The organism is Bradyrhizobium sp. CCGB20 (assembly GCF_024199855.1).
Lineage (GTDB): Bacteria > Pseudomonadota > Alphaproteobacteria > Rhizobiales > Xanthobacteraceae > Bradyrhizobium.
The window spans coordinates 5,324,358-5,342,559 of record NZ_JANADN010000001.1 but is presented as its reverse complement, the minus strand read 5'-3'; the positions used below and the strand labels follow the sequence as shown (position 1 = coordinate 5,342,559).

Genomic DNA, 18,202 nt, shown 5'->3' with positions numbered 1-18,202 from the left:
CCGTGTCGTTAACATACGACAGGAAAGGGGCAGCCAGGGCTGCCGCAGATCAGGGCTGCCACAGATGAGGAAAGGCCCCAGCCGGGGCTGACCGGCTGAGGCCTTTTGTGCTCACGTCTTCATCCTTGGGACTTGAATGTACAAGTCGCGTCCCCCGGGTTCGTTCCGCGCGATCGGCGAAATTAGGAACGTTCCTCATCGCTCCTCATTAGCAGGAACATCTGAGGAGGACGGACTATGAACGGACTGATCTATCTCGTCGGCCTGATCGTGGTGATCATGGCGATCTTGTCATTGTTCGGCCTGCGTTGAGAGAGCTGATATGGCCATCGAAGCTTTCGTGCAGGACGAAGTCATCGAAAATCGTCTGCCGGTCGCCGCAGACCGCTGGCGCATCCATTGGAGTTCTATCGTTGCAGGCGCATTCGCGGCCGCCGCGTTGTCCTTCATCCTGGTGAGCTTTGGCGTCGCTGTCGGGCTCGGCATCAGCTCGACGTCGCCCACATGGCGCGATGCATCAGCCGCGCTGGCGCTTCTTTCGGGGTTGTATTTGATCCTTCAAGCAGTCGCCAGTTTCGGCTTTGGCGGCTATATCGCCGGCCGTACCACGCGTCAGGCGAACGCAGTTTCGGCCATCGATGACGATGGCGAGCGATGGGATGGGCTCCATGGCCTGATGTCATGGGCGCTTGCCGTGTTGATCGGTGGCGTTTTCCTCGCGTTTCTCGGCACGGCTGCCATTGACCGCTCTCCCGCACGGACTTCGACAGGCAACGCGACCGCAGCCGAGCCGCTTTTGAGCTACGAACTGGACAAGCTGTTCCGCGCGCCAAGGCGGCCTCCCGCCGATCTCAGGGAAACCCGCGCGGAAGCCGGACGCATCCTCATGACGTCGTCGAGCCATGGCGGCGTCAGCAGCGACGATCGAACTTATCTCGTACAGCAGGTTACGGCGTTGACGGGATTGACTGGCCCAGACTCCGAGCGCCGGGTCGATGCTGCGATTGCGGACTCCAGGACGGCGATCAACCGCGCGCGGCATAGCTCGATCATCCTCGCATTCTCGGTTGCAGCCGCAACTCTGATCGGGGCCGTGGTAGCTTGGGCGGCTGCTGTTGCCGGCGGACGGCATCGCGATGGCGAGCCGCTGCCGAACTGGATCGTGAGCTCGAACCGCTTCCATCGCACGCCACGCGCGATGCCGGTGCCGTAAGCTTATCGGGGTGCGGGCGCGACCTGCACCCCAGCACGCCGGCTGGCGAAGTCGGCGATGAGAGCGGTGATATCAGCCGGGCGCTCCAGGCTGGGAAGATGGGCCACGCCCGACATTTCATGGCCTTCTGCGCCCGGGATTGTCGCGACGATGTGGCGACAGCGTTCCTGTACGTAGGGGAAATCGAGGTCGCCCCAGATGACGAGGGTTGGCACCGCGACCTCACCGAGCCGATGGAAGAAGGGGCGAATATCAACGTCCGATCCGAATGGCGGGGACCGGAGCGCGATGCCGTTCATATCAAGCAGCAGATCGCGCGCGGGCCCGGCGACGCGGCCTTCGGGAGCCAGCGGTCCGTCGAGCCAGAGGCGCGCCTTCATTGCGTTCCACCGATCGAGATCGCCAGATGCCTCGATCGCCTTCGATTGCATCATCAGCGTCTCGATGTCGGGGGTATAGACCGGATCGGGCGCACCCGCGGCATTGGGGGCAATCAGAACGAGAGCGCCAACACGCGATGGATGCCGCACGGCGGCATCAAGCGCGATCCGGCCGCCGACGGAGCAGCCAACGAGGATAGCAGGCTTGCCGCCTGCGGTCGTCTCCAGCACCGCCACGAGATCTGCGAGGGCAGAAAAGTCTTCAGCCTCGGCGCGCGTTTCGCCAAATCCGCGCCGGTCATAAGCGACCACCTTGTGGGTGGCACTCATCCCATCGAATTGGGCGCGCCACATGCGACGGTCGCACACGTTGGCATGAAGAAAGACGACAGCGGTGCCGTCGCCAGCGATTTCGGCCGCAAGCCCGGCGCGACCAGATGCAATGTGTCGCATGATCGCGCTACGCCTTCTCCTCCCAGATCATCGCGAGGTGGACGATGGTCTGCACCGCCTTTTCCATGTCCTGCCGGCTGACCCATTCGAGCCGTGAATGAAACGCGTGCTCGCCGGCGAAGATGTTGGGGCAGGGCAGGCCCATGAAGGAGAGGCGCGAGCCGTCGGTGCCGCCGCGGATCGCGGTGCGCATCGGGCGCAGGCCGGCACGGCGGATCGCCTCGATGGCGTATTCGAGGATGTGCGGGTGACGGTCGATCACCTGCTTCATGTTGCGGTACTGCTCCCTGACCTCGAAATTGTAGGTCGAGCGCGGATAGTCCTTCATCACGTCCTTGACGATGTTCTCGAGCAGCAGCTCTTTCTCCTTCAGCCCTTCCTCGGTGAAGTCGCGCACGATGAAGGAAAGCGTCGCCTGCTCCAGCGCGCCGTCGATGCCGATCGGATGCAGGAAGCCCTGCTTGCCCGAGGTCGTCTCGGGCGAGCAGCCTTCCTTCGGCAGGCGCTCGACGATGGCGGCCGCGATCTTGATCGCGTGCTCCATCTTGCCCCTGGCATAGCCGGGATGGGCGCTGACGCCGTTGATGGTGATGGTGGCGCCGTCAGCCGAGAAGGTCTCGTCCTCGACGCTGCCGGCGCTCTCGCCGTCCATGGTGTAAGCGAAATCGGCCCCAAGCTTCTTGAGGTCGACATTGTCGACGCCGCGGCCGATCTCCTCGTCCGGCGTGAACAGGATCTTGATGGTGCCGTGCTTCACATCGGGGTTGTTGATGAAGAAGTACGCGGCATCCATGATCTCGGCGACGCCGGCCTTGTTGTCGGCCCCGAGCAGCGTGGTGCCGTCGGTGGTGATGATGTCGTTGCCGATCTGGTTCTTCAGCGCGGGATGCTCGGTGAAGCGGATCACCTGGCTGGTGTCGCGGGGCAGCGTGATATCGCCGCCGCGATAGTTCTTCACCACCTGCGGCTTGACGTCCTTGCCGGTCACGTCGGGCGAGGTGTCCATGTGCGAGCAGAAGCAGATCACCGGCACCTTCTTGTCGGTGTTGGCCGGGATCGTTCCGTAGACGTAACCGTAATCGTCGAGATGCGCATCCGCGACGCCCATGGCCTTCAGCTCGGCGGCGAGCACGCGGCCGAGATCCTTCTGCTTCTCGGTCGAGGGCGAGCTGGGGGATTCCGGATCGGACTGGGTGTCGATGGTGACGTAGCGCAGGAAGCGCTCGGTCACAGTATGCGTGAAGGTGAGGGAGGACATTTCTGGTCAAACCACCGGGTCTTTTGAGGAAGCAAGGCTTGTGAGGAAGCAAGGCTTGGGGAAGCTGGCGGTATACCAGAAAAGCGGGCCGCGTTGCGGCCGGACGACGCTGAATCGGGCTTAACGAAAGGTAAGCTGCTAGATCGCCTCTTTCAGCTCCTTGACCGGGCGGAACGCGACCTTCTTGCTGGCCTTGATGTGGATCGCCTCACCGGTCGCGGGATTGCGGCCGGTGCGGGCGGCCCGCTTGCGGACCTGGAGGATGCCCAGGCCCACGATGCGGACGCGGTCGCCCTTCTTGAGGTGCCTGGTGATCAAATCGACCATATCGGTCAGGACGGCCTCGGCGTGCTTCTTCGAAAGGTCCTGGCTCTCCGCGATGCCGGCGGCGAGGTGCTTGAGCGTGATGGTGGCGGGGGCGGCGGCCTTTTTTGCCATGTCTGGCCTTCCTCGATTGTGCAACGGCAGGGGAAACCCCGAAAAAGGCGAGAAAAGTGAGGGGATCCTCTTGGTGCTGGCAGGCCTAGACGATTCGGGCGCCGGCTGACTATGCCGCGGGTCCGCCGACAAATGTCGATAATGGCCGGCGCAGACACGCAGGACCTTGAGAAGCTCGGCTAAGGCTATGAAGGGATTGCCAAAATGGCGCGAGAGACGGGGCTCGAACCGGCGACCTCCGGCGTGACAGGCCCGAGTTCCGGACCAGTCCGATCAGGGCCACCTTGGACTTGCAGCAGGCGGAATCGGCCCTAAGAAATACCAAAGTCCAAGGTGCTTCCACGGCCGCCATCCCGCCCCATATGCGGCCGCAGGATTGGCGCGCGCCCCTTTCCACGCCGACGAACCAAGACCTCTCGATAGGCTTCTAATCTAGCCGCCGTGACCGAGCTGACCCGCCGCCGTTCCGACAATCCGCACCAAGAGACTTGGCACGTCTATTTCGGCGATGTCCGCGTCGGCACCATCGGCGAACGCGCTGGCGTACCTGTGCATGCCGATCAATGGGTATGGTCTGTCGGCTTGTATCCCGGCATGGCGCGGGGAATGCATCATTAGGGAGTCGCCGGGAACTTCGAAGCCGCGCGCGAGGCTTTCGAGGCGGCCTGGTCCGAGCTGCAATATCATCAGCTAAACGCCTTGCCGAAAGGTTGCAGACACGCATCGGGTGCGCTTTATTGCCAGATGTTTCTAGGGGCGCCGTCGCTGCGCTGGGGCATGGGCAATCAAGAAGGCGTCTACCGGCCACACGTTGATGGCCTTCGAGCGATCGCAGTCTCTCTGGTCGTGTTGTATCACGCCTTTCCCTCGGAACTTCCCGGCGGGTTCGTTGGCGTCGATATCTTCTTTGTAATCTCCGGATACCTGATCACCGGCATCATCGCTCGAGACATCGGCAGCGGCAGCTTCGGCCTCGCCGGCTTCTACGCGCGGCGCGTGCGGCGAATTTTTCCGGCTCTTCTGGTGGTGCTCGTCGTCACACTGATCCTTGGCTACAGGTTCATGCTCCCCGACGCCTATCGGCAGCTCGGCATCGACACCTTTGCGAGCGCGGCGTTCTCAGCGAACATCGCTCTGATGGTGCAATCGGGCTACTTCGACGTCGAGTCTGCGAAGAAGCCGCTTCTGCATTTGTGGTCGCTCGGTATTGAGGAGCAGTTTTATCTCGTTTGGCCGCTGGTCCTGATAATCGCTGCACGACTGGGCACGAGCATATTCCGAACCACGCTCGTTATCGCTGCAGCTTCATTCGCGCTGAACCTGGCGATGGTCGGGACCCATCCAGTTGCGACCTTCTATCTTCCCTTCACCCGGGCCTTCGAGCTGCTGGCGGGCGCGGCGCTGGCGCTGGGTTGGCCTGAAACAGGCGAGGGCAGGGGGCACGATAGTCGCGCGCTAGCCGGCATCTTGTTGATCGGCGTGGCGGCATGGCTCTTCGATAGCTCCGTTCCTTTCCCAGGTTGGCGGGCCGCACTACCGGTTGCCGGCACCATGCTGCTGCTCTCTGCGCCCGGTGCGTGGGGGTGCCGCGTCATCCTTTCGAGCAGGCCGATGGTGTGGCTCGGCTTGATCAGCTATCCGCACTACCTCTGGCACTGGCCCCTTCTCGTCTTCGCCGCGATGGTCAAGACGAGTCCGGTGACGGACATCGAGCGCGGGCTAATCGTCTGTCTGAGCGTGTTTCTGGGTTGGGCCACTTATCGGGTGATCGAGATTCCGATCCGCTTTGGTCGCTCTCCTACGCTCAAAATCGGTGGCTTGGCTACTGGTATGGTCGTGATTGCGGCCGCGGGCATTGTCGTGGTTCGGTGGAACGGATTCGACGCCCGACTGCCGTCACAGGTGCGGGCGATCGCTTCCGTCACCACCGACGCGACTACGTGGCGCATCGGTGAATGCCTTCTGGATCTCGGACGCGAAACCACCTTCGCCGCGACATGCGTCGACCGCGGCAAGCACCCGATGATCTTGTTGTGGGGGGACTCGACCGCCGGCGCGCTGGTGCCCGGACTGCGAAAATCCCAGGAGACGCGTAAATTCGGTCTTGCACAGTTCACCGCAAACTCATGTCTGCCTGCACTCGATGGTCCGCCAGCGTGTCGCGACAACAATGTGAGAGTGCTGGAGATGGCGGCAGGGCTCGATCCAGCGATCGTGCTGCTGCACGCAAATTGGGGGATCAATTTCGACGGCGTCGCTGATCTTGTCGCGGCGCTAAAACGACGTACTCACGCGCGCATAGTAGTCCTAGGGCGGGTTCCTGTTTGGCGGCGCGGTCTGCCGACTGAGGTACTTTGGTACTATCTGCGGCATCAGGAATTGATCCCAGAAAGGTCTGCTGATGGTCTGCTTCGGAACTGGCAGGACGCCGCCATGCGGCGGCAGCTCGAGCCGCTCGGCGCGGAGTTCATCTCAGCGTGGGACGCCCTGTGCGATGCGAGCGGATGTCTGACGCGCAGCGGACCAGGAGCGAGCGATCTGGCCTATAGCGACGGCGTTCACCTCCGAGAGCCAACGTCCATCCTGCTTGTGGCTGCGGTAATAGACAAGGTCCTCGGTCGAACTGCTGGCATCTACGAGAGGTAGAAACGCAGAAAAGAGCCCCGCCGGCGCGGGCTCGGTGGGGCTCAAATTCAGTTCACTGGCTAAACAGGTCTAACTTTTCTTCTGCTTGCCCTGCCTGCGCGCCGGCTAAAAGCCCAAGGTCCCCGGCCTACCTTGGACAGGACGGCTAAAGGTCCGTTTCGGTCTGAATGTAAGACATTGATATTCCGCCATAAATGGCGCGAGAGACGGGGCTCGAACCCGCGACCTCCGGCGTGACAGGCCGGCGCTCTAACCAACTGAGCTACTCCCGCGTGGTTCGCTCGAAGCGCGCGGAACGAGGGGGGACTTAAAGGCGGGGCTTGGTGAAGTCAAGGACGTTGCGCTACGCCGAGGCGCCTCAGCTAAGTATAGCGCTGGAAAACGAAAAGGCCGCCCCGAGGCGGCCACTGGTCTGCCCGGAACATCGCCGGTCAGCGGATCTCGGACGTACCCGCGCTGGTCACAACCACCGGCTTGCCGGCCTTGATCACATGGGTCGATTGAGCGGTCTGGCTGTAATCGGCATTGGTGCGGGCTGCGATCCCGAAGCCGGCGACCAGGATACCAGCGACCAGCGCCACCACCACGATCTTCAGGTGGGTCGCACGATCAGCAGAGTGAATTGAGTGGTTCATCTGAGCCTCCCGACGGGCTTTGCCGTCGTCTATGGGCTCATCTTCTAGGGACCATCTGTTTCCGGATGGTTTCGCGGGTTCCGCAAAATGGTTTCATTTCTACGCTTGGCTGGTTTCGCGGGGCTTGCCCCGCGACGAGGGGCTCAAGCAGCCCGGCCGATGTCGTTCCGGATCGTGCGGGCAGCCAGGACGAACAGGAGAGCGCCGAGCGTGGTCGTGATCGCCGCCGAGAGCAGGGAATAGCGCACGGCGTCCGCGCCATAGGTGCCCTTCAGGGCGTCGTTGACCATGCCCACGGCAAGCGGGCCGACGCCCTGGCCGAAGCAGGTGGCGGTGAGCGCGATGAGCGCGGAGGCCAGCGCCCGCATGCTCGGCTTGGCCACCGTCTGCGCGATCGCGAAGATCGGCCCGAGATGAAAGCCGACCAGGAACGAGGTCAGCGCCAGCATGGCGACCATCATCGCGAAATCCTGCGTCAGCATGCACAGCGCGAACACCGGGCCGGCGAGCCCGGAGGTGATCGCGGGCGCCCACAGCTTCCAGCGGTCGTCGCGGCGGCTCACTTGCGCCACCACGAAGCCGCCGAGCAGGGTGCCCGCCATGCCGGCGAGCCCCTTGAAGGTGCCGGCATAGGTGCCGATCTCGGCGCTCGACAGATGGTGCACGCGTGCCAGGAACGGCGGGATCCAGGCTGCTGTGGCGTAGTTCGTGTAGGTGGTGAGGCAAAAGCCGATCAGGACGATGATGAAGCTCCGCTGTGAGGCCAGGAAGCCCAGCGTCGGCCCCAGCGGCTCGGGCACAAAGCTCTCCTGCATCGCGCCGCGCTTCGGCTCGGAGATCGTCAGCCACAGGATGACAGCGAGCAGGATGCCGGGCAGACCGGCGACATAGAACGCCATCCGCCAGCCATAGTGCTGGTTGACGTAGCCGCCGACGAAATAGCCGAGGAAGACGCCGAGATAGGTGCCGATGGCGTAGATGCCGAGCGCGCGCGGGCGCTCGTTCTTGGCAAAGAGGTCGGCGACGATGGATTGCGAGGCCGGCGAGCCCGCGGATTCGCCGATGCCGACGCCGATTCTGGCAAGTGCCAAGGAGGTTACGCTCGAAGCCGCCCCGCACAGCGCCGTCATCGCGCTCCAGAACGCGAAGGCGACCGCGACGATGTTGCGCCGGTTGAGCCGGTCGGCGACCCGCGCGATGGGAATGCCGAGCAGGGAGTAGAACAGCGCGAAGCCGAAGCCTGCGAGCAGGCCCATCATGGTGTCGCTGAGCTGAAACTCCTTCTTGATCGGCTCGATCAGGACGTTGAAGATCGTGCGGTCGAGGAAGTTCAGCGCATAGATGATGGTGAGCAGGCCCAGCACGTAATAGCGCCGCGCCGGGGGCTTTGCCGCGGCGGTTGTCTGCACCGACACTTGTGACGTCACATCGACCATCGCATCCCCCCAATTTGTCTTTGTTATCTTGGTCGGTCCAGCTTTTTTGAAGCTGGCTGCGTCACGCGTCGCGGATGTAATTCCCCGCTTCGAATTCGACCGGTGCGGCATTCGTGTCGAACGAGACGCCGATCGGATCGCGCTCTGCTTCCATCGCTTCCAGCTGCTCGCCCAGCATGCGGCGGATCATCAGGATGCCGCGGTCGCTCTGGCCGAAATGCTCCTCGGAGTGGATGGTCTGCGGACCCTGGCCGACCTGGGCCTCGTAATCGCCCGGGAATTGCTGGTGCTCTTGCTCCGTCATGTCCCACCAGAATTTGCCGTTGAATTTCGAACGCATGCGGCCGATGTCGCCGGAGGTCTTGACGCGGCCGGCGACGTAGATGCGGAAGGACGTGTCGTCGATCGGCAGCGTCCAGCCGATCGACTCGACGCGCGCAAATTGCGCCACGCGCGGGTTCGGCACGACGCGCAAGGTGGGGAGGGCGGCCTCGGTGACGCGATAGAACACCTTGCCGTCGTCCTGCTTGCGGATCGAGCGCACGGCGATGCCGCGCGGTGTCTTGTCGAACTTCACCTCCGGCATCGAGGCCATCATGTTGGTGAATTGCGGACCCGAGAACGAGCCGTGCAGCACCGGCACGTGATAGGGATCGACCACGTTCTCGAAATGCTGGAGCCAGTTGCAGGGGATGACCGCAGGCCCGCCACCGCCGATCGAGGAATCGTCGGCCTCGACGAACTCGCCGTCGTCCATGTTTTCGAGGCACTCGTAAGCCGGCAGCACCGGGCGTTTCTCGGCCGGGCCCATATAGGCGAAAATCAGCCCGTAGCGCTCTTCGACCGGGTACCAGGGCTGGCGCACCTTGTCCTTGAACTGTCCCCCATCGGGCTCGCAGGGCTGCTCCAGGCAATGGCCTTCGGTGTCGAACTTCCAGCCATGATAGCAGCAGCGGATGCCGTCTTCCTCGACCTTGCCGTAATAGAGCGTGGTGCCGCGATGGCAGCAGCGGGCGTGCAAGAGGCCGACGCGGCCGTGCTTGTCGCGGAACAGGATCAAATCCTCACCGAGTGCGCGCAGCTTTTTCGGCGTGTCGGTGGCGTCGCTGACGAGGCCGACCGGATGCCAGTAGCGGCGCAGCAGCTCACCCATCGGTGTGCCGCGCGTCACCGAGGTGAGCTCGGTGCGCGTGTGCGCCGGCTTCATTGCATAGCCGGTGCCGAGATCGCGATCCCGCTGGGTCATGGTCATACGGTTCCTCCCGCGCCGTCGGGCCTTGGTGACCCGGTCATCTTCGCGTGTTGGCACAGTCAAGGGCAGATCGATGACAATGTCAACGATATTTCAAAATGCCTCTTAATCGCATTCGGAAGTGGTTGGGGAGGTTGCGCTACCAAGACTTGGCACGCCCTGGCTTTCTTGGCAGAGGTGGATCATGAGCCAGACATCGAGCAGGGACGGGCACGCGTCGCCCGATGCGGACGAAAGTCACTCGCCGGCGCCGATCACCGTGATGCTGTCGTCGCGGCTGATGGTGCTTGCCAACCTGCTCAAGCGCGGCGCGATCCTGCGCTACAAGCGCCTCGCCGGACTGTCCTCTGTCGAGTTCGGTCTTGTCGCCTCGCTCGGCCGCCGTCCCCCGATGAGCGTGGCGCGGCTCGCCGAAGCCGTCGGCCAGGACAAGGGCCAGATCAGCCGCGCCCTCGCGGAACTCGTCTCGCGCAAGCTGATCGCGAAATCGGCGAACCCGAAGGACAGTCGCGAGGTGCTGGTCTCACTGACCGCGGCAGGGCTCGCCGCGCATGATGCGATCGTCGAAGGCGCGCAGGAGCGCAATCGGCAATTGCTGGAACAGTTGAGCAAGGACGAGTTCGAGACGCTGCTGGCGCAGATCGACCGTCTCACGGCGACAGCCGAAAAGATGCTCGAGGCCGAGAAAGTTCCGCGCTGATCTCTTGGAAATCTCCGGAAATACTGGATCGATTCTAAGAGTCTTTCTAAGAACCTTTCAATTAGGGAATTCGCGCGCGCTCACCTAAGCGTTGCAAGCGCTTGCCGTTGGGGGAACGACGGCATGACGCTGCAAAACAGACATCTTGGGGTGCGCGGTGAACAGTCTTCGTATGCTGCGGTCAGCCGTCCTGGCGACCGCGTCCGCTTTCGTATTGGTGCCGCAGGCATCGCTTGCGCAATCGTCGACGCAAAGCGGCGCGCAAAATCTGCCGGCGGTGACCGTGAACGCGCCGGAAGCACGCCGCCGTGCGCCCACCGCCGCCGTGCGCACCGCGCCGCGGCGGTCTGTGCAGACCGCCAATCGAAACAGGCCGCAGCCGCAGCGCAATGTCGGCTTCGTCGAGACGCCGCGCGGTCCGGTGAACGGATATGTCGCGGGCCGCAGCTCGTCCGGCACCAAGACCAACACGCCGATCATGGAGACGCCGCAGTCGGTGTCGGTGATCGGCGCCGAGCAGATCCGCGACCAGAAGGCGATGAAGCTCGACGAAACCTTGCGCTATACCGCAGGCGTGCGTGCCGGCACTTTCGGCGCCGATACGCGCAATGACTGGTGGCTGATCCGCGGCTTCAAGTCCGACGACATTGGTCTGTTCCTCGACGGCATGCAGCTGTTCTACACGGCCTATGCGAGCTGGCGGATTCCGCCGTTCAACATGGAGCGGGTCGAGGTGCTGCGCGGTCCGTCCGCTGTGCTCTATGGCGGATCGAGCCCGAGCGGCATCGTCAACGTCATCAGCAAGATGCCGCCGACCGAGCCGATCCGCTACATCGAGACCGGCGTCAACAATTTCGGCAACGCCTATGTCGGCTTCGATGTCGGTGGTCCCATCGCGACGCAGCCGCAGGATGGCAAGCTGTTCTATCGCGTGGTCGGCGAGGTCAGGAACGGCGGCACGCAGGTCGACTTCACGCCGGACAACAACTACTTCATCGCGCCGTCCTTCACCTGGAAGCCGGATGCCGACACCTCCTTCACGGTGCTCGCCTCGGCGTCGAAGACAGACACCCGCGGCATCAACTTCCTGCCGTACCAGGGCACGGTGACCAACGCGCCGTTCGGCAAGATCCCGACCAGCTTCTTCGTCGGCGATCCCAGTGTCGACAAGTTCACGCGCGAGCAGGAGATGCTCGGCTACCTGTTCGAACGCAATCTCACCGACGATCTGACGTTCCGGCAAAATGCCCGCTTCGCCCATATCGATCTGACTTACCGGGGCTACATCGGCAACGGCTGGGACAACATCAATACGGCCACCATGGGCCGCTACAATTGGTATGCGAAGGACACCGCCAACCAGGCCAATCTCGACAACCAGCTCGAGTACCGCTTCAACACCGGTCCCGTCAGGCATACGATGCTGTTCGGCGTCGACCTGAAGGGCTACCAGATCGACGACTATCAGGCCTTCAACTTCGGCACCGTTCCGCCGATCAACGTCTTCAATCCCGTTTACGGCATCAATGTCCCGCTCACGGGCCCCCCGTTCCGCAACTTCCTGATCACGCAGAAGCAGGCTGGCACCTATCTCCAGGACCAGATGAAGCTCGGTAATTTCACGCTGGTGCTGAGCGGGCGTAATGATTGGGTCGAGACGACGCAGGCCGCTCGCGACACGGGCGCGACGATCGCCAGCAATAACGACAGCCAGTTCAGCGGCCGCGCAGGCCTGATCTACAATTTCGACAACGGCATCGCGCCCTACATCTCCTACGCGACGAGCTACAATCCGATCATCGGTCTCAACGCGCAGAACCAGCTGTTCGTGCCGGAGACCGGCAAGCAGGCCGAGATTGGCGTGAAGGTCGCACCCAGGGGATTCGACGGCTACTTCACCGCCTCGGTGTTCGATCTGAAGCGCCAGAACGTGCCGACCACCGATCCGGTCATCACCACGCTGCAGAACCAGACCGGCGAAGTGACCTCGCGCGGCATCGAACTCGAAGCGGTGGCCAATGCCACGAAGGAGCTGAAGTTCATCGGCGCCTTCACGGCGTACCATCTCTTCACCAGCAGGGACCTCAATCCGGCACTGGTCGGCAAGACGCCGACCAACACGCCCGAGATGCTGGTCTCTGGCTGGGCGGACTACACCTTCAAGGACGGGCCGCTCGAAGGATTTGGTTTCGGCGGCGGCGTGCGCTATGTCGGCTCCTCCTGGGCCGACCCCGCCAACACCCTCGAGGTTCCCGCGGTGGTGCTCGGCGACCTCGCGGTCCACTACGAATGGCAGAACTGGCGCACGGCCATCAACGTGATCAATTTGACCGACAAGATCTACGTCGCGAGCTGCGCGGGGACCACGTCCTGCTTCTACGGCGACCGCCGGCGCGTCACCGCCAGCGTCTCCTACAAATGGTGAGCATGGGCGAGGGGAGGGCTTCGTGAAGGCGCGCACGGTCAGGCTCTGGTCCGTGGTCCACACCTGGACCAGCCTGATCTCGACCGTTTTCCTGCTCCTGCTCTGCCTGACCGGCCTGCCGCTGATCTTCCATCACGAGATCGATGAGCTCCTGGGCTATGCCCCCCAGCCCGAAGCTCATGCGGGCGCGGCGCGTGCGACGACCCAGGCGGTCGCCGACGCCGCGCTCGCCGCCGATCCCGGCCGCGTGCTGCAATATATCTCCTGGGACAAGGACGAGCCCGGGATCGTCACCGCGTTCACCAACAGCGCCGTCGACGGGCTGCCTGACAACACGACCGTGCGTGCCTTCGACGCGGTGTCGACCAAGCTGCTCGGACCGGTCGGCATCGGGCCGATGCTGATCATGCTCAAGCTGCATACCGACATGTTTGCCGGTCAGCCCGGGAAATTGTTCCTGGGCGGAATGGGCCTGCTGTTCGCAATCGCCATCATCTCCGGCGTGGTGCTGTATTGGCCGTTCACCCGCCGTCTGCGCTTTGCCACCATTCGCGATCGCGCCTCGCGGCGCGTGCGCTGGCTCGACTGGCACAATCTGATCGGTGTCGTGACGGTGGCCTGGGCGCTGGTGGTTGGGCTGACCGGCGTCGTCAACACCTGGGCCGAGCTGATGCTCAACCAGTGGAAGGCGACCGAGCTCGCCAGCATGGTCGCGCCCTATGCCGGCAAGCCGCCGCCCGCGCACCTGGCTTCGCTCGATGACGTCGTCGCGCGGGCCAGACAGACGGCTCCCGGCATGGAGGTCGCCTTCATCGCGTTCCCGGGCACGCCCTTCACCTCCTCGCACCACTTTGCCGCCTTCATGCGCGGCGACACGGCGCTGACGGCGCGGCTCCTCAAGCCGGTCCTGCTCGACGGCGAAACAGGGGAGGTCGCCGACAGCCGGGCGCTGCCGGTCTATCTGCAGGCGCTCCTGATCTCGCAGCCGCTGCATTTCGGCGACTATGGCGGGATCCCGCTCAAGGTGATCTGGGCCATGCTCGACATTCTCACGATCATTGTGATCGGCAGCGGCCTCTACCTCTGGCTGGCACGCCGGCGCAAGCGTGCGCCCGCCAGAGCCAACGCATTCGCCAGACGGACCCCGGTCCCGTCGTGATGCATGGCTCCTCTGACCGTTCGCGCCTGTGGATACGTGTCTTTGCGGCACCCATCCTGCTCGCGGCCGCGACCACCACCGGCCTGCTGGCCGCGCTGCTCTGGGGAACGGTTGGCCAGTATGTCGCCTGGGTGACGGTCGGCGCCCCGGTGCTGGTCATTGTCTGGGTTTGGGTGCGCTGCCGGACCCAAAAAACCGGGCAATTTTCGCGGACGATACGCGGCAAATAGCGGCCTCGGCCCTTGCGCCGCAATCTGCGGGCGGCTGCCCTGCAAAACTGTGGCCGCCCTTGTCGGATTCTGCGATCTGCTCCATACCAGCCGCGGGGTGATTCCGGGATTTTCACCGCTGTGGGGGCGGCAAAGGGCCTAAAAAGAGCGTGTCTTGCGCCCATTGGTGCACTGCGCTAAGGCTCAGAACAATTCCAAACTGGACGAATCCGTGGCTGTCCCGAGGCTGCGGGAAAAAGGGCTCGTCAATGAGCGGCATTCTGCAGAACTATCTTCCACTCGTCGTCTTTATAGGGGTAGCGGGCCTCATCGGCCTCGTGCTGCTGATCGCGCCCTTCATCGTGGCGTTCCAGCAGCCGGACCCGGAAAAACTGTCGGCGTATGAGTGCGGTTTCAACGCCTTCGACGACGCCCGCATGAAGTTCGACGTCCGCTTCTATCTGGTCGCCATCCTCTTCATCATCTTCGACCTCGAGGTGGCGTTCCTGTTTCCCTGGGCGGTGGCGTTCGGCAAGCTTGGCGCGACCGGCTTCTGGTCCATGGTGGTGTTCCTCGCCGTGCTGACGGTCGGGTTCGCCTATGAATGGAAGAAAGGGGCACTGGAATGGGATTGAACCCTGCAACGTCCACCGGTCCGGTTGTTGCGCCGGCCGCCAAGGGCATCCTCGATCCGTCGACCGGCAGGCCGGTCGGCGCCAATGATCCGTTCTTCCTCGAGGTCAACTCCGAGCTGTCCGACAAGGGCTTCTTCGTGGCCGCGACCGACGACCTCATCACCTGGGCCCGCACCGGCTCGCTGATGTGGATGACCTTCGGCCTCGCCTGCTGCGCGGTCGAGATGATGCAGGTGTCGATGCCGCGCTACGACGTCGAGCGCTTCGGCTTCGCCCCGCGTGCCTCGCCGCGCCAGTCGGACGTGATGATCGTCGCGGGCACGCTGACCAACAAGATGGCGCCGGCGCTGCGCAAGGTCTACGACCAGATGCCCGAGCCGCGCTACGTCATCTCGATGGGTTCCTGCGCCAATGGCGGCGGCTACTATCACTATTCCTACTCGGTCGTGCGCGGCTGCGACCGTATCGTGCCGATCGACATCTACGTGCCGGGCTGCCCGCCCACGGCGGAAGCGCTGCTGTACGGCGTGCTGCTGCTGCAGAAGAAGATCCGCCGCACCGGCACCATCGAACGCTAAGGTTTTACGTCATGGACGACGCCAAGCTCGACGCCCTGGGGCAGACGATCGTTAGCGCGCTTCCGGGCGCCGCCACCGGTCACACGGTTGCCTTCAACCAGCTCACGATCGACGTCGAGGTCAGCAAGATCGTCGAGGTGGTCAAGTACCTCCGCGACGATCCGAAGTGCCGCTTCATCAACTTCACGGACATCACGGCCGCGGACTATCCGTCGCGCGAGAAGCGCTTCGACGTGATCTATCACTTCCTGTCACCGACCCTGAACACGCGGATCCGGCTCAAGGCCCAGGCCGACGAGACCACGCAGGTTCCGTCGCTGATCGACGTGTTTCCGGGCGCGGACTGGTTCGAGCGCGAGGCCTACGATCTCTACGGCGTGTTCTTCGTCGGCCACCCCGACATGCGCCGCATCCTCACCGATTACGGTTTCGAGGGCCATCCGCTGCGCAAGGATTTCCCGACCACCGGTTTCGTCGAAGTCCGCTACGACGACCAGGAGAAGCGGGTGGTGTACGAGCCGGTCCGGCTCAACCAGGAATTCCGCAAGTTCGATTTCCTCTCGCCATGGGAAGGGGCGGACTATCCGCTTCCCGGTGACGAGAAGGCGGGACCGAAGGCCTGATCATGAACGAGCAACCTGAACAGCTTCGCAATTTCACCATCAACTTTGGACCGCAGCATCCTGCGGCCCACGGCGTTTTGCGCCTCGTGCTCGAATTGGACGGCGAAGTCGTCGCGCGCGTCGATCCCCATATCGGCCTGCTTCACCGCGGCACCGAAAAACTGATCGAGCAGAAGACCTATCTCCAGGCGATCCCTTATTTCGACCGCCTCGACTACGTCGCGCCGATGAACCAGGAGCACGCCTTCTGTCTTGCGGCCGAAAAGCTGCTGGGCATCGAGGTGCCGCGCCGCGGCCAGCTGATCCGCATCCTCTATTGCGAGATCGGCCGCATTCTCTCTCACCTTCTGAACGTCACCACGCAGGCGATGGACGTCGGCGCGCTGACCCCGCCGCTGTGGGGTTTCGAAGAGCGCGAGAAGCTGATGGTGTTCTACGAGCGCGCTTCGGGCAGCCGCATGCACGCAGCCTTCTTCCGCGTCGGCGGCGTGCATCAGGACCTGCCGCAGAAGCTGGTCGACGACATCGAGGCCTGGTGCGATCCGTTCCTCAAGGTCGTGGACGATCTCGACCGCCTCCTCACCGCCAACCGCATCTTCAAGCAGCGCAACGTCGACATCGGCGTGGTGCCGCTGAAGGAAGCCTGGGAGTGGGGCTTTTCGGGCGTGATGGTGCGCGGCTCGGGCGCGGCCTGGGACCTGCGCAAGTCGCAGCCCTATGAATGCTACGCCGAGATGGATTTCGACATTCCGATCGGCAAGAACGGCGACTGCTACGACCGCTACCTGATCCGCATGGAAGAGATGCGCCAGTCCGTGCGCATCATGAAGCAGTGCATCCAGAAGCTGAACGCGCCTGACGGCAAGGGCCCCGTCGTCGTTGAGGACAACAAGGTCGCGCCGCCGCGTCGCGGCGAGATGAAGCGCTCGATGGAAGCGCTGATCCACCACTTCAAGCTCTACACCGAAGGCGTCCACGTGCCGGCCGGCGAAGTCTACGCCGCGGTCGAGGCGCCGAAGGGCGAGTTCGGCGTCTATCTGATCTCGGACGGCACCAACAAGCCGTACAAGTGCAAGATCCGCGCGCCGGGCTTTGCGCATCTTCAGGCGATGGATCACATCTGCAAGGGCCATCTGCTCGCCGACGTCTCGGCGATCCTCGGCTCGCTCGACATCGTGTTCGGAGAGGTCGATCGGTGATGGCGCAGGCGCCAATCCAGTTTGACCGTGCCTCGGGGGCCCTTGAAGGGGCCAACCTGTGGGAGCGGACGGCTGCCTTGGCGCTGGTGACGGGATCGAAGATCTCGTCGCACTTTTCGCACATGGGCTACATCGCCTGCGCCAATCTGCTGGCGAAGACGCTGCCCAAGCGCAACATCGCGATCAAGCTCAACCCCGACGCCGTGTTCGAGTTTCCTTACGGCGACGGCTACTGGAGCAAGCTGCTCAACCGCTCCTACAATTATGAAGACGAGCTGGAACTGCTGTTCGCCGACTCCATCGACGTCGATTACACGCTGCTCGATTGCGGCGCCAATTACGGCTACTGGTCGGTGCTGGTGTCGAGCAAGCCGTTCGGTTCGCACAAGGCGATCGCGATCGAGCCGTCGGGACAGAACTACCCGAAGCTTGCCAACAATGCGCGCGTCAACGGCAATCGCTTCGAGACCATGAAATGCGCCATCGGCGCCAGCCGTGGCACCGCGCGGCTGTCCGGCACCAAGCACGAGGCCTTCAGCATTGCCGGCGATGCGTCGGCGGGCGGCGAGGAGGTGCCGGTGATTGCGCTCGACAACCTCATCGACGACGGCAAGGTCGCTGCCAGCGGCAAATACCTGATCAAGCTCGACGTCGAGGGCGTCGAGATCGAGGCGATCAAGGGCGGCGCCCGGCTGCTCCAGGCCGACAGCGTCATCATGTGCGAGGAGCACGGCAGCGACCGCAGCCACGCCGTGTCGCGCTACATCCTCGAACAGACCCCGCTGAAGCTGATCGTGTTCGATCCGCGCAGCAACCGGATGGAGACCGTGACCGAGCTGTCGATCCTCGACCGCATCAAGGTCTCGACCCACGTCGGCTACAACGTTTTCGGCACCGCAAGCGCGTTCTGGCAGGACAGGATCGAAGCCCTGAATGCGAAAACCGCGCGCCGTATGCAGTGAG

Annotated in this window: 18 protein-coding genes and 1 tRNA gene; 12 read left to right on the top strand and 7 right to left on the bottom strand. The window is 63.4% G+C overall.

The features are described 5' to 3' along the window. Positions 1-322: 322 nt before the first annotated feature. Complete coding sequence (locus NLM15_RS24805) at positions 323-1,213, top strand: hypothetical protein (RefSeq protein WP_254120065.1); 891 nt, start codon at positions 323-325, stop codon at positions 1,211-1,213. Between the two features lie 2 nt (positions 1,214-1,215). On the opposite strand, the gene NLM15_RS24800 is transcribed toward NLM15_RS24805, so the two are convergent. The 3 genes from NLM15_RS24800 to NLM15_RS24790 all read right to left on the bottom strand — a co-directional run bounded on the left by NLM15_RS24800 (position 1,216) and on the right by NLM15_RS24790 (position 3,742). Continuing rightward, complete coding sequence (locus tag NLM15_RS24800) at positions 1,216-2,046, bottom strand: alpha/beta fold hydrolase (RefSeq protein WP_254120064.1); 831 nt, start codon at positions 2,044-2,046, stop codon at positions 1,216-1,218. A 7-nt stretch (positions 2,047-2,053) separates the two neighbouring features. Next, positions 2,054-3,304: a peptidase T gene (gene pepT / locus NLM15_RS24795; RefSeq protein WP_254120063.1), complete on the bottom strand. Its 1,251-nt coding sequence runs from the start codon at positions 3,302-3,304 to the stop codon at positions 2,054-2,056. A 138-nt stretch (positions 3,305-3,442) separates the two neighbouring features. Continuing rightward, positions 3,443-3,742 (bottom strand): HU family DNA-binding protein, encoded by a 300-nt coding sequence (locus tag NLM15_RS24790; protein ID WP_254120062.1) that lies wholly within the window; start codon positions 3,740-3,742, stop codon positions 3,443-3,445. Between the two features lie 441 nt (positions 3,743-4,183). On the opposite strand from NLM15_RS24790, the gene NLM15_RS24785 reads away from it, so the two are divergent. Then, positions 4,184-4,360, top strand: a complete 177-nt coding sequence (locus NLM15_RS24785) for a hypothetical protein (protein WP_254120061.1) — start codon at positions 4,184-4,186, stop codon at positions 4,358-4,360. A 159-nt stretch (positions 4,361-4,519) separates the two neighbouring features. Further along, positions 4,520-6,388: an acyltransferase family protein gene (locus NLM15_RS24780; protein ID WP_254120060.1), complete on the top strand. Its 1,869-nt coding sequence runs from the start codon at positions 4,520-4,522 to the stop codon at positions 6,386-6,388. Positions 6,389-6,583: 195 nt separating this feature from the next. Here NLM15_RS24780 and NLM15_RS24775 read toward each other — a convergent pair. The 4 genes from NLM15_RS24775 to NLM15_RS24760 form a co-directional block, all read right to left on the bottom strand. After that, positions 6,584-6,660: transfer RNA gene (locus NLM15_RS24775), tRNA-Asp, on the bottom strand. 159 nt (positions 6,661-6,819) lie between these two features. Next, entirely contained in the window at positions 6,820-7,023 is a 204-nt protein-coding gene (locus tag NLM15_RS24770) for a hypothetical protein (RefSeq protein ID WP_254120059.1), read from the bottom strand. Between the two features lie 143 nt (positions 7,024-7,166). Beyond that, entirely contained in the window at positions 7,167-8,459 is a 1,293-nt protein-coding gene (locus NLM15_RS24765) for an MFS transporter (RefSeq protein ID WP_254120058.1), read from the bottom strand. Positions 8,460-8,520: 61 nt separating this feature from the next. Then, positions 8,521-9,711 (bottom strand): aromatic ring-hydroxylating dioxygenase subunit alpha, encoded by a 1,191-nt coding sequence (locus NLM15_RS24760; protein WP_254120057.1) that lies wholly within the window; start codon positions 9,709-9,711, stop codon positions 8,521-8,523. Between the two features lie 184 nt (positions 9,712-9,895). Here NLM15_RS24760 and NLM15_RS24755 point away from each other — a divergent pair, with 184 nt between their 5' ends. From NLM15_RS24755 to NLM15_RS24715, 9 genes are all read left to right on the top strand, one after another. Beyond that, a complete protein-coding gene (locus NLM15_RS24755) occupies positions 9,896-10,411 on the top strand; it encodes a MarR family winged helix-turn-helix transcriptional regulator (RefSeq protein ID WP_254120056.1) in 516 nt (171 codons plus the stop codon). 172 nt (positions 10,412-10,583) lie between these two features. After that, complete coding sequence (locus NLM15_RS24750; protein WP_254124400.1) at positions 10,584-12,836, top strand: TonB-dependent siderophore receptor; 2,253 nt, start codon at positions 10,584-10,586, stop codon at positions 12,834-12,836. A 22-nt stretch (positions 12,837-12,858) separates the two neighbouring features. Beyond that, positions 12,859-13,995, top strand: coding sequence for a PepSY domain-containing protein (locus tag NLM15_RS24745; RefSeq protein WP_254120055.1), 1,137 nt, complete (start codon positions 12,859-12,861; stop codon positions 13,993-13,995). Then, positions 13,992-14,225, top strand: a complete 234-nt coding sequence (locus NLM15_RS24740; RefSeq protein ID WP_254120054.1) for a hypothetical protein — start codon at positions 13,992-13,994, stop codon at positions 14,223-14,225. The genes NLM15_RS24745 and NLM15_RS24740 overlap by 4 nt, the downstream gene beginning before the upstream one ends. A gap of 248 nt (positions 14,226-14,473) precedes the next feature. Next, entirely contained in the window at positions 14,474-14,839 is a 366-nt protein-coding gene (locus NLM15_RS24735) for an NADH-quinone oxidoreductase subunit A (protein ID WP_008136158.1), read from the top strand. Further along, entirely contained in the window at positions 14,830-15,417 is a 588-nt protein-coding gene (locus tag NLM15_RS24730) for an NADH-quinone oxidoreductase subunit B family protein (RefSeq protein WP_254120053.1), read from the top strand. The genes NLM15_RS24735 and NLM15_RS24730 overlap by 10 nt, the downstream gene beginning before the upstream one ends. An 11-nt stretch (positions 15,418-15,428) precedes the next feature. Continuing rightward, positions 15,429-16,040, top strand: coding sequence for an NADH-quinone oxidoreductase subunit C (locus tag NLM15_RS24725; RefSeq protein WP_254120052.1), 612 nt, complete (start codon positions 15,429-15,431; stop codon positions 16,038-16,040). Positions 16,041-16,042: 2 nt separating this feature from the next. Beyond that, the gene (locus tag NLM15_RS24720) at positions 16,043-17,239 is read left to right on the top strand and encodes an NADH-quinone oxidoreductase subunit D (RefSeq protein WP_254120051.1); all 1,197 of its coding nucleotides are present in this window, start codon (positions 16,043-16,045) and stop codon (positions 17,237-17,239) included. Beyond that, positions 17,239-18,201 carry an FkbM family methyltransferase gene (locus NLM15_RS24715; protein ID WP_254120050.1) on the top strand — a complete coding sequence of 321 codons (963 nt, stop codon included), beginning with the start codon at positions 17,239-17,241 and terminating at the stop codon, positions 18,199-18,201. The genes NLM15_RS24720 and NLM15_RS24715 overlap by 1 nt, the downstream gene beginning before the upstream one ends. Position 18,202: the final 1 nt, after the last annotated feature.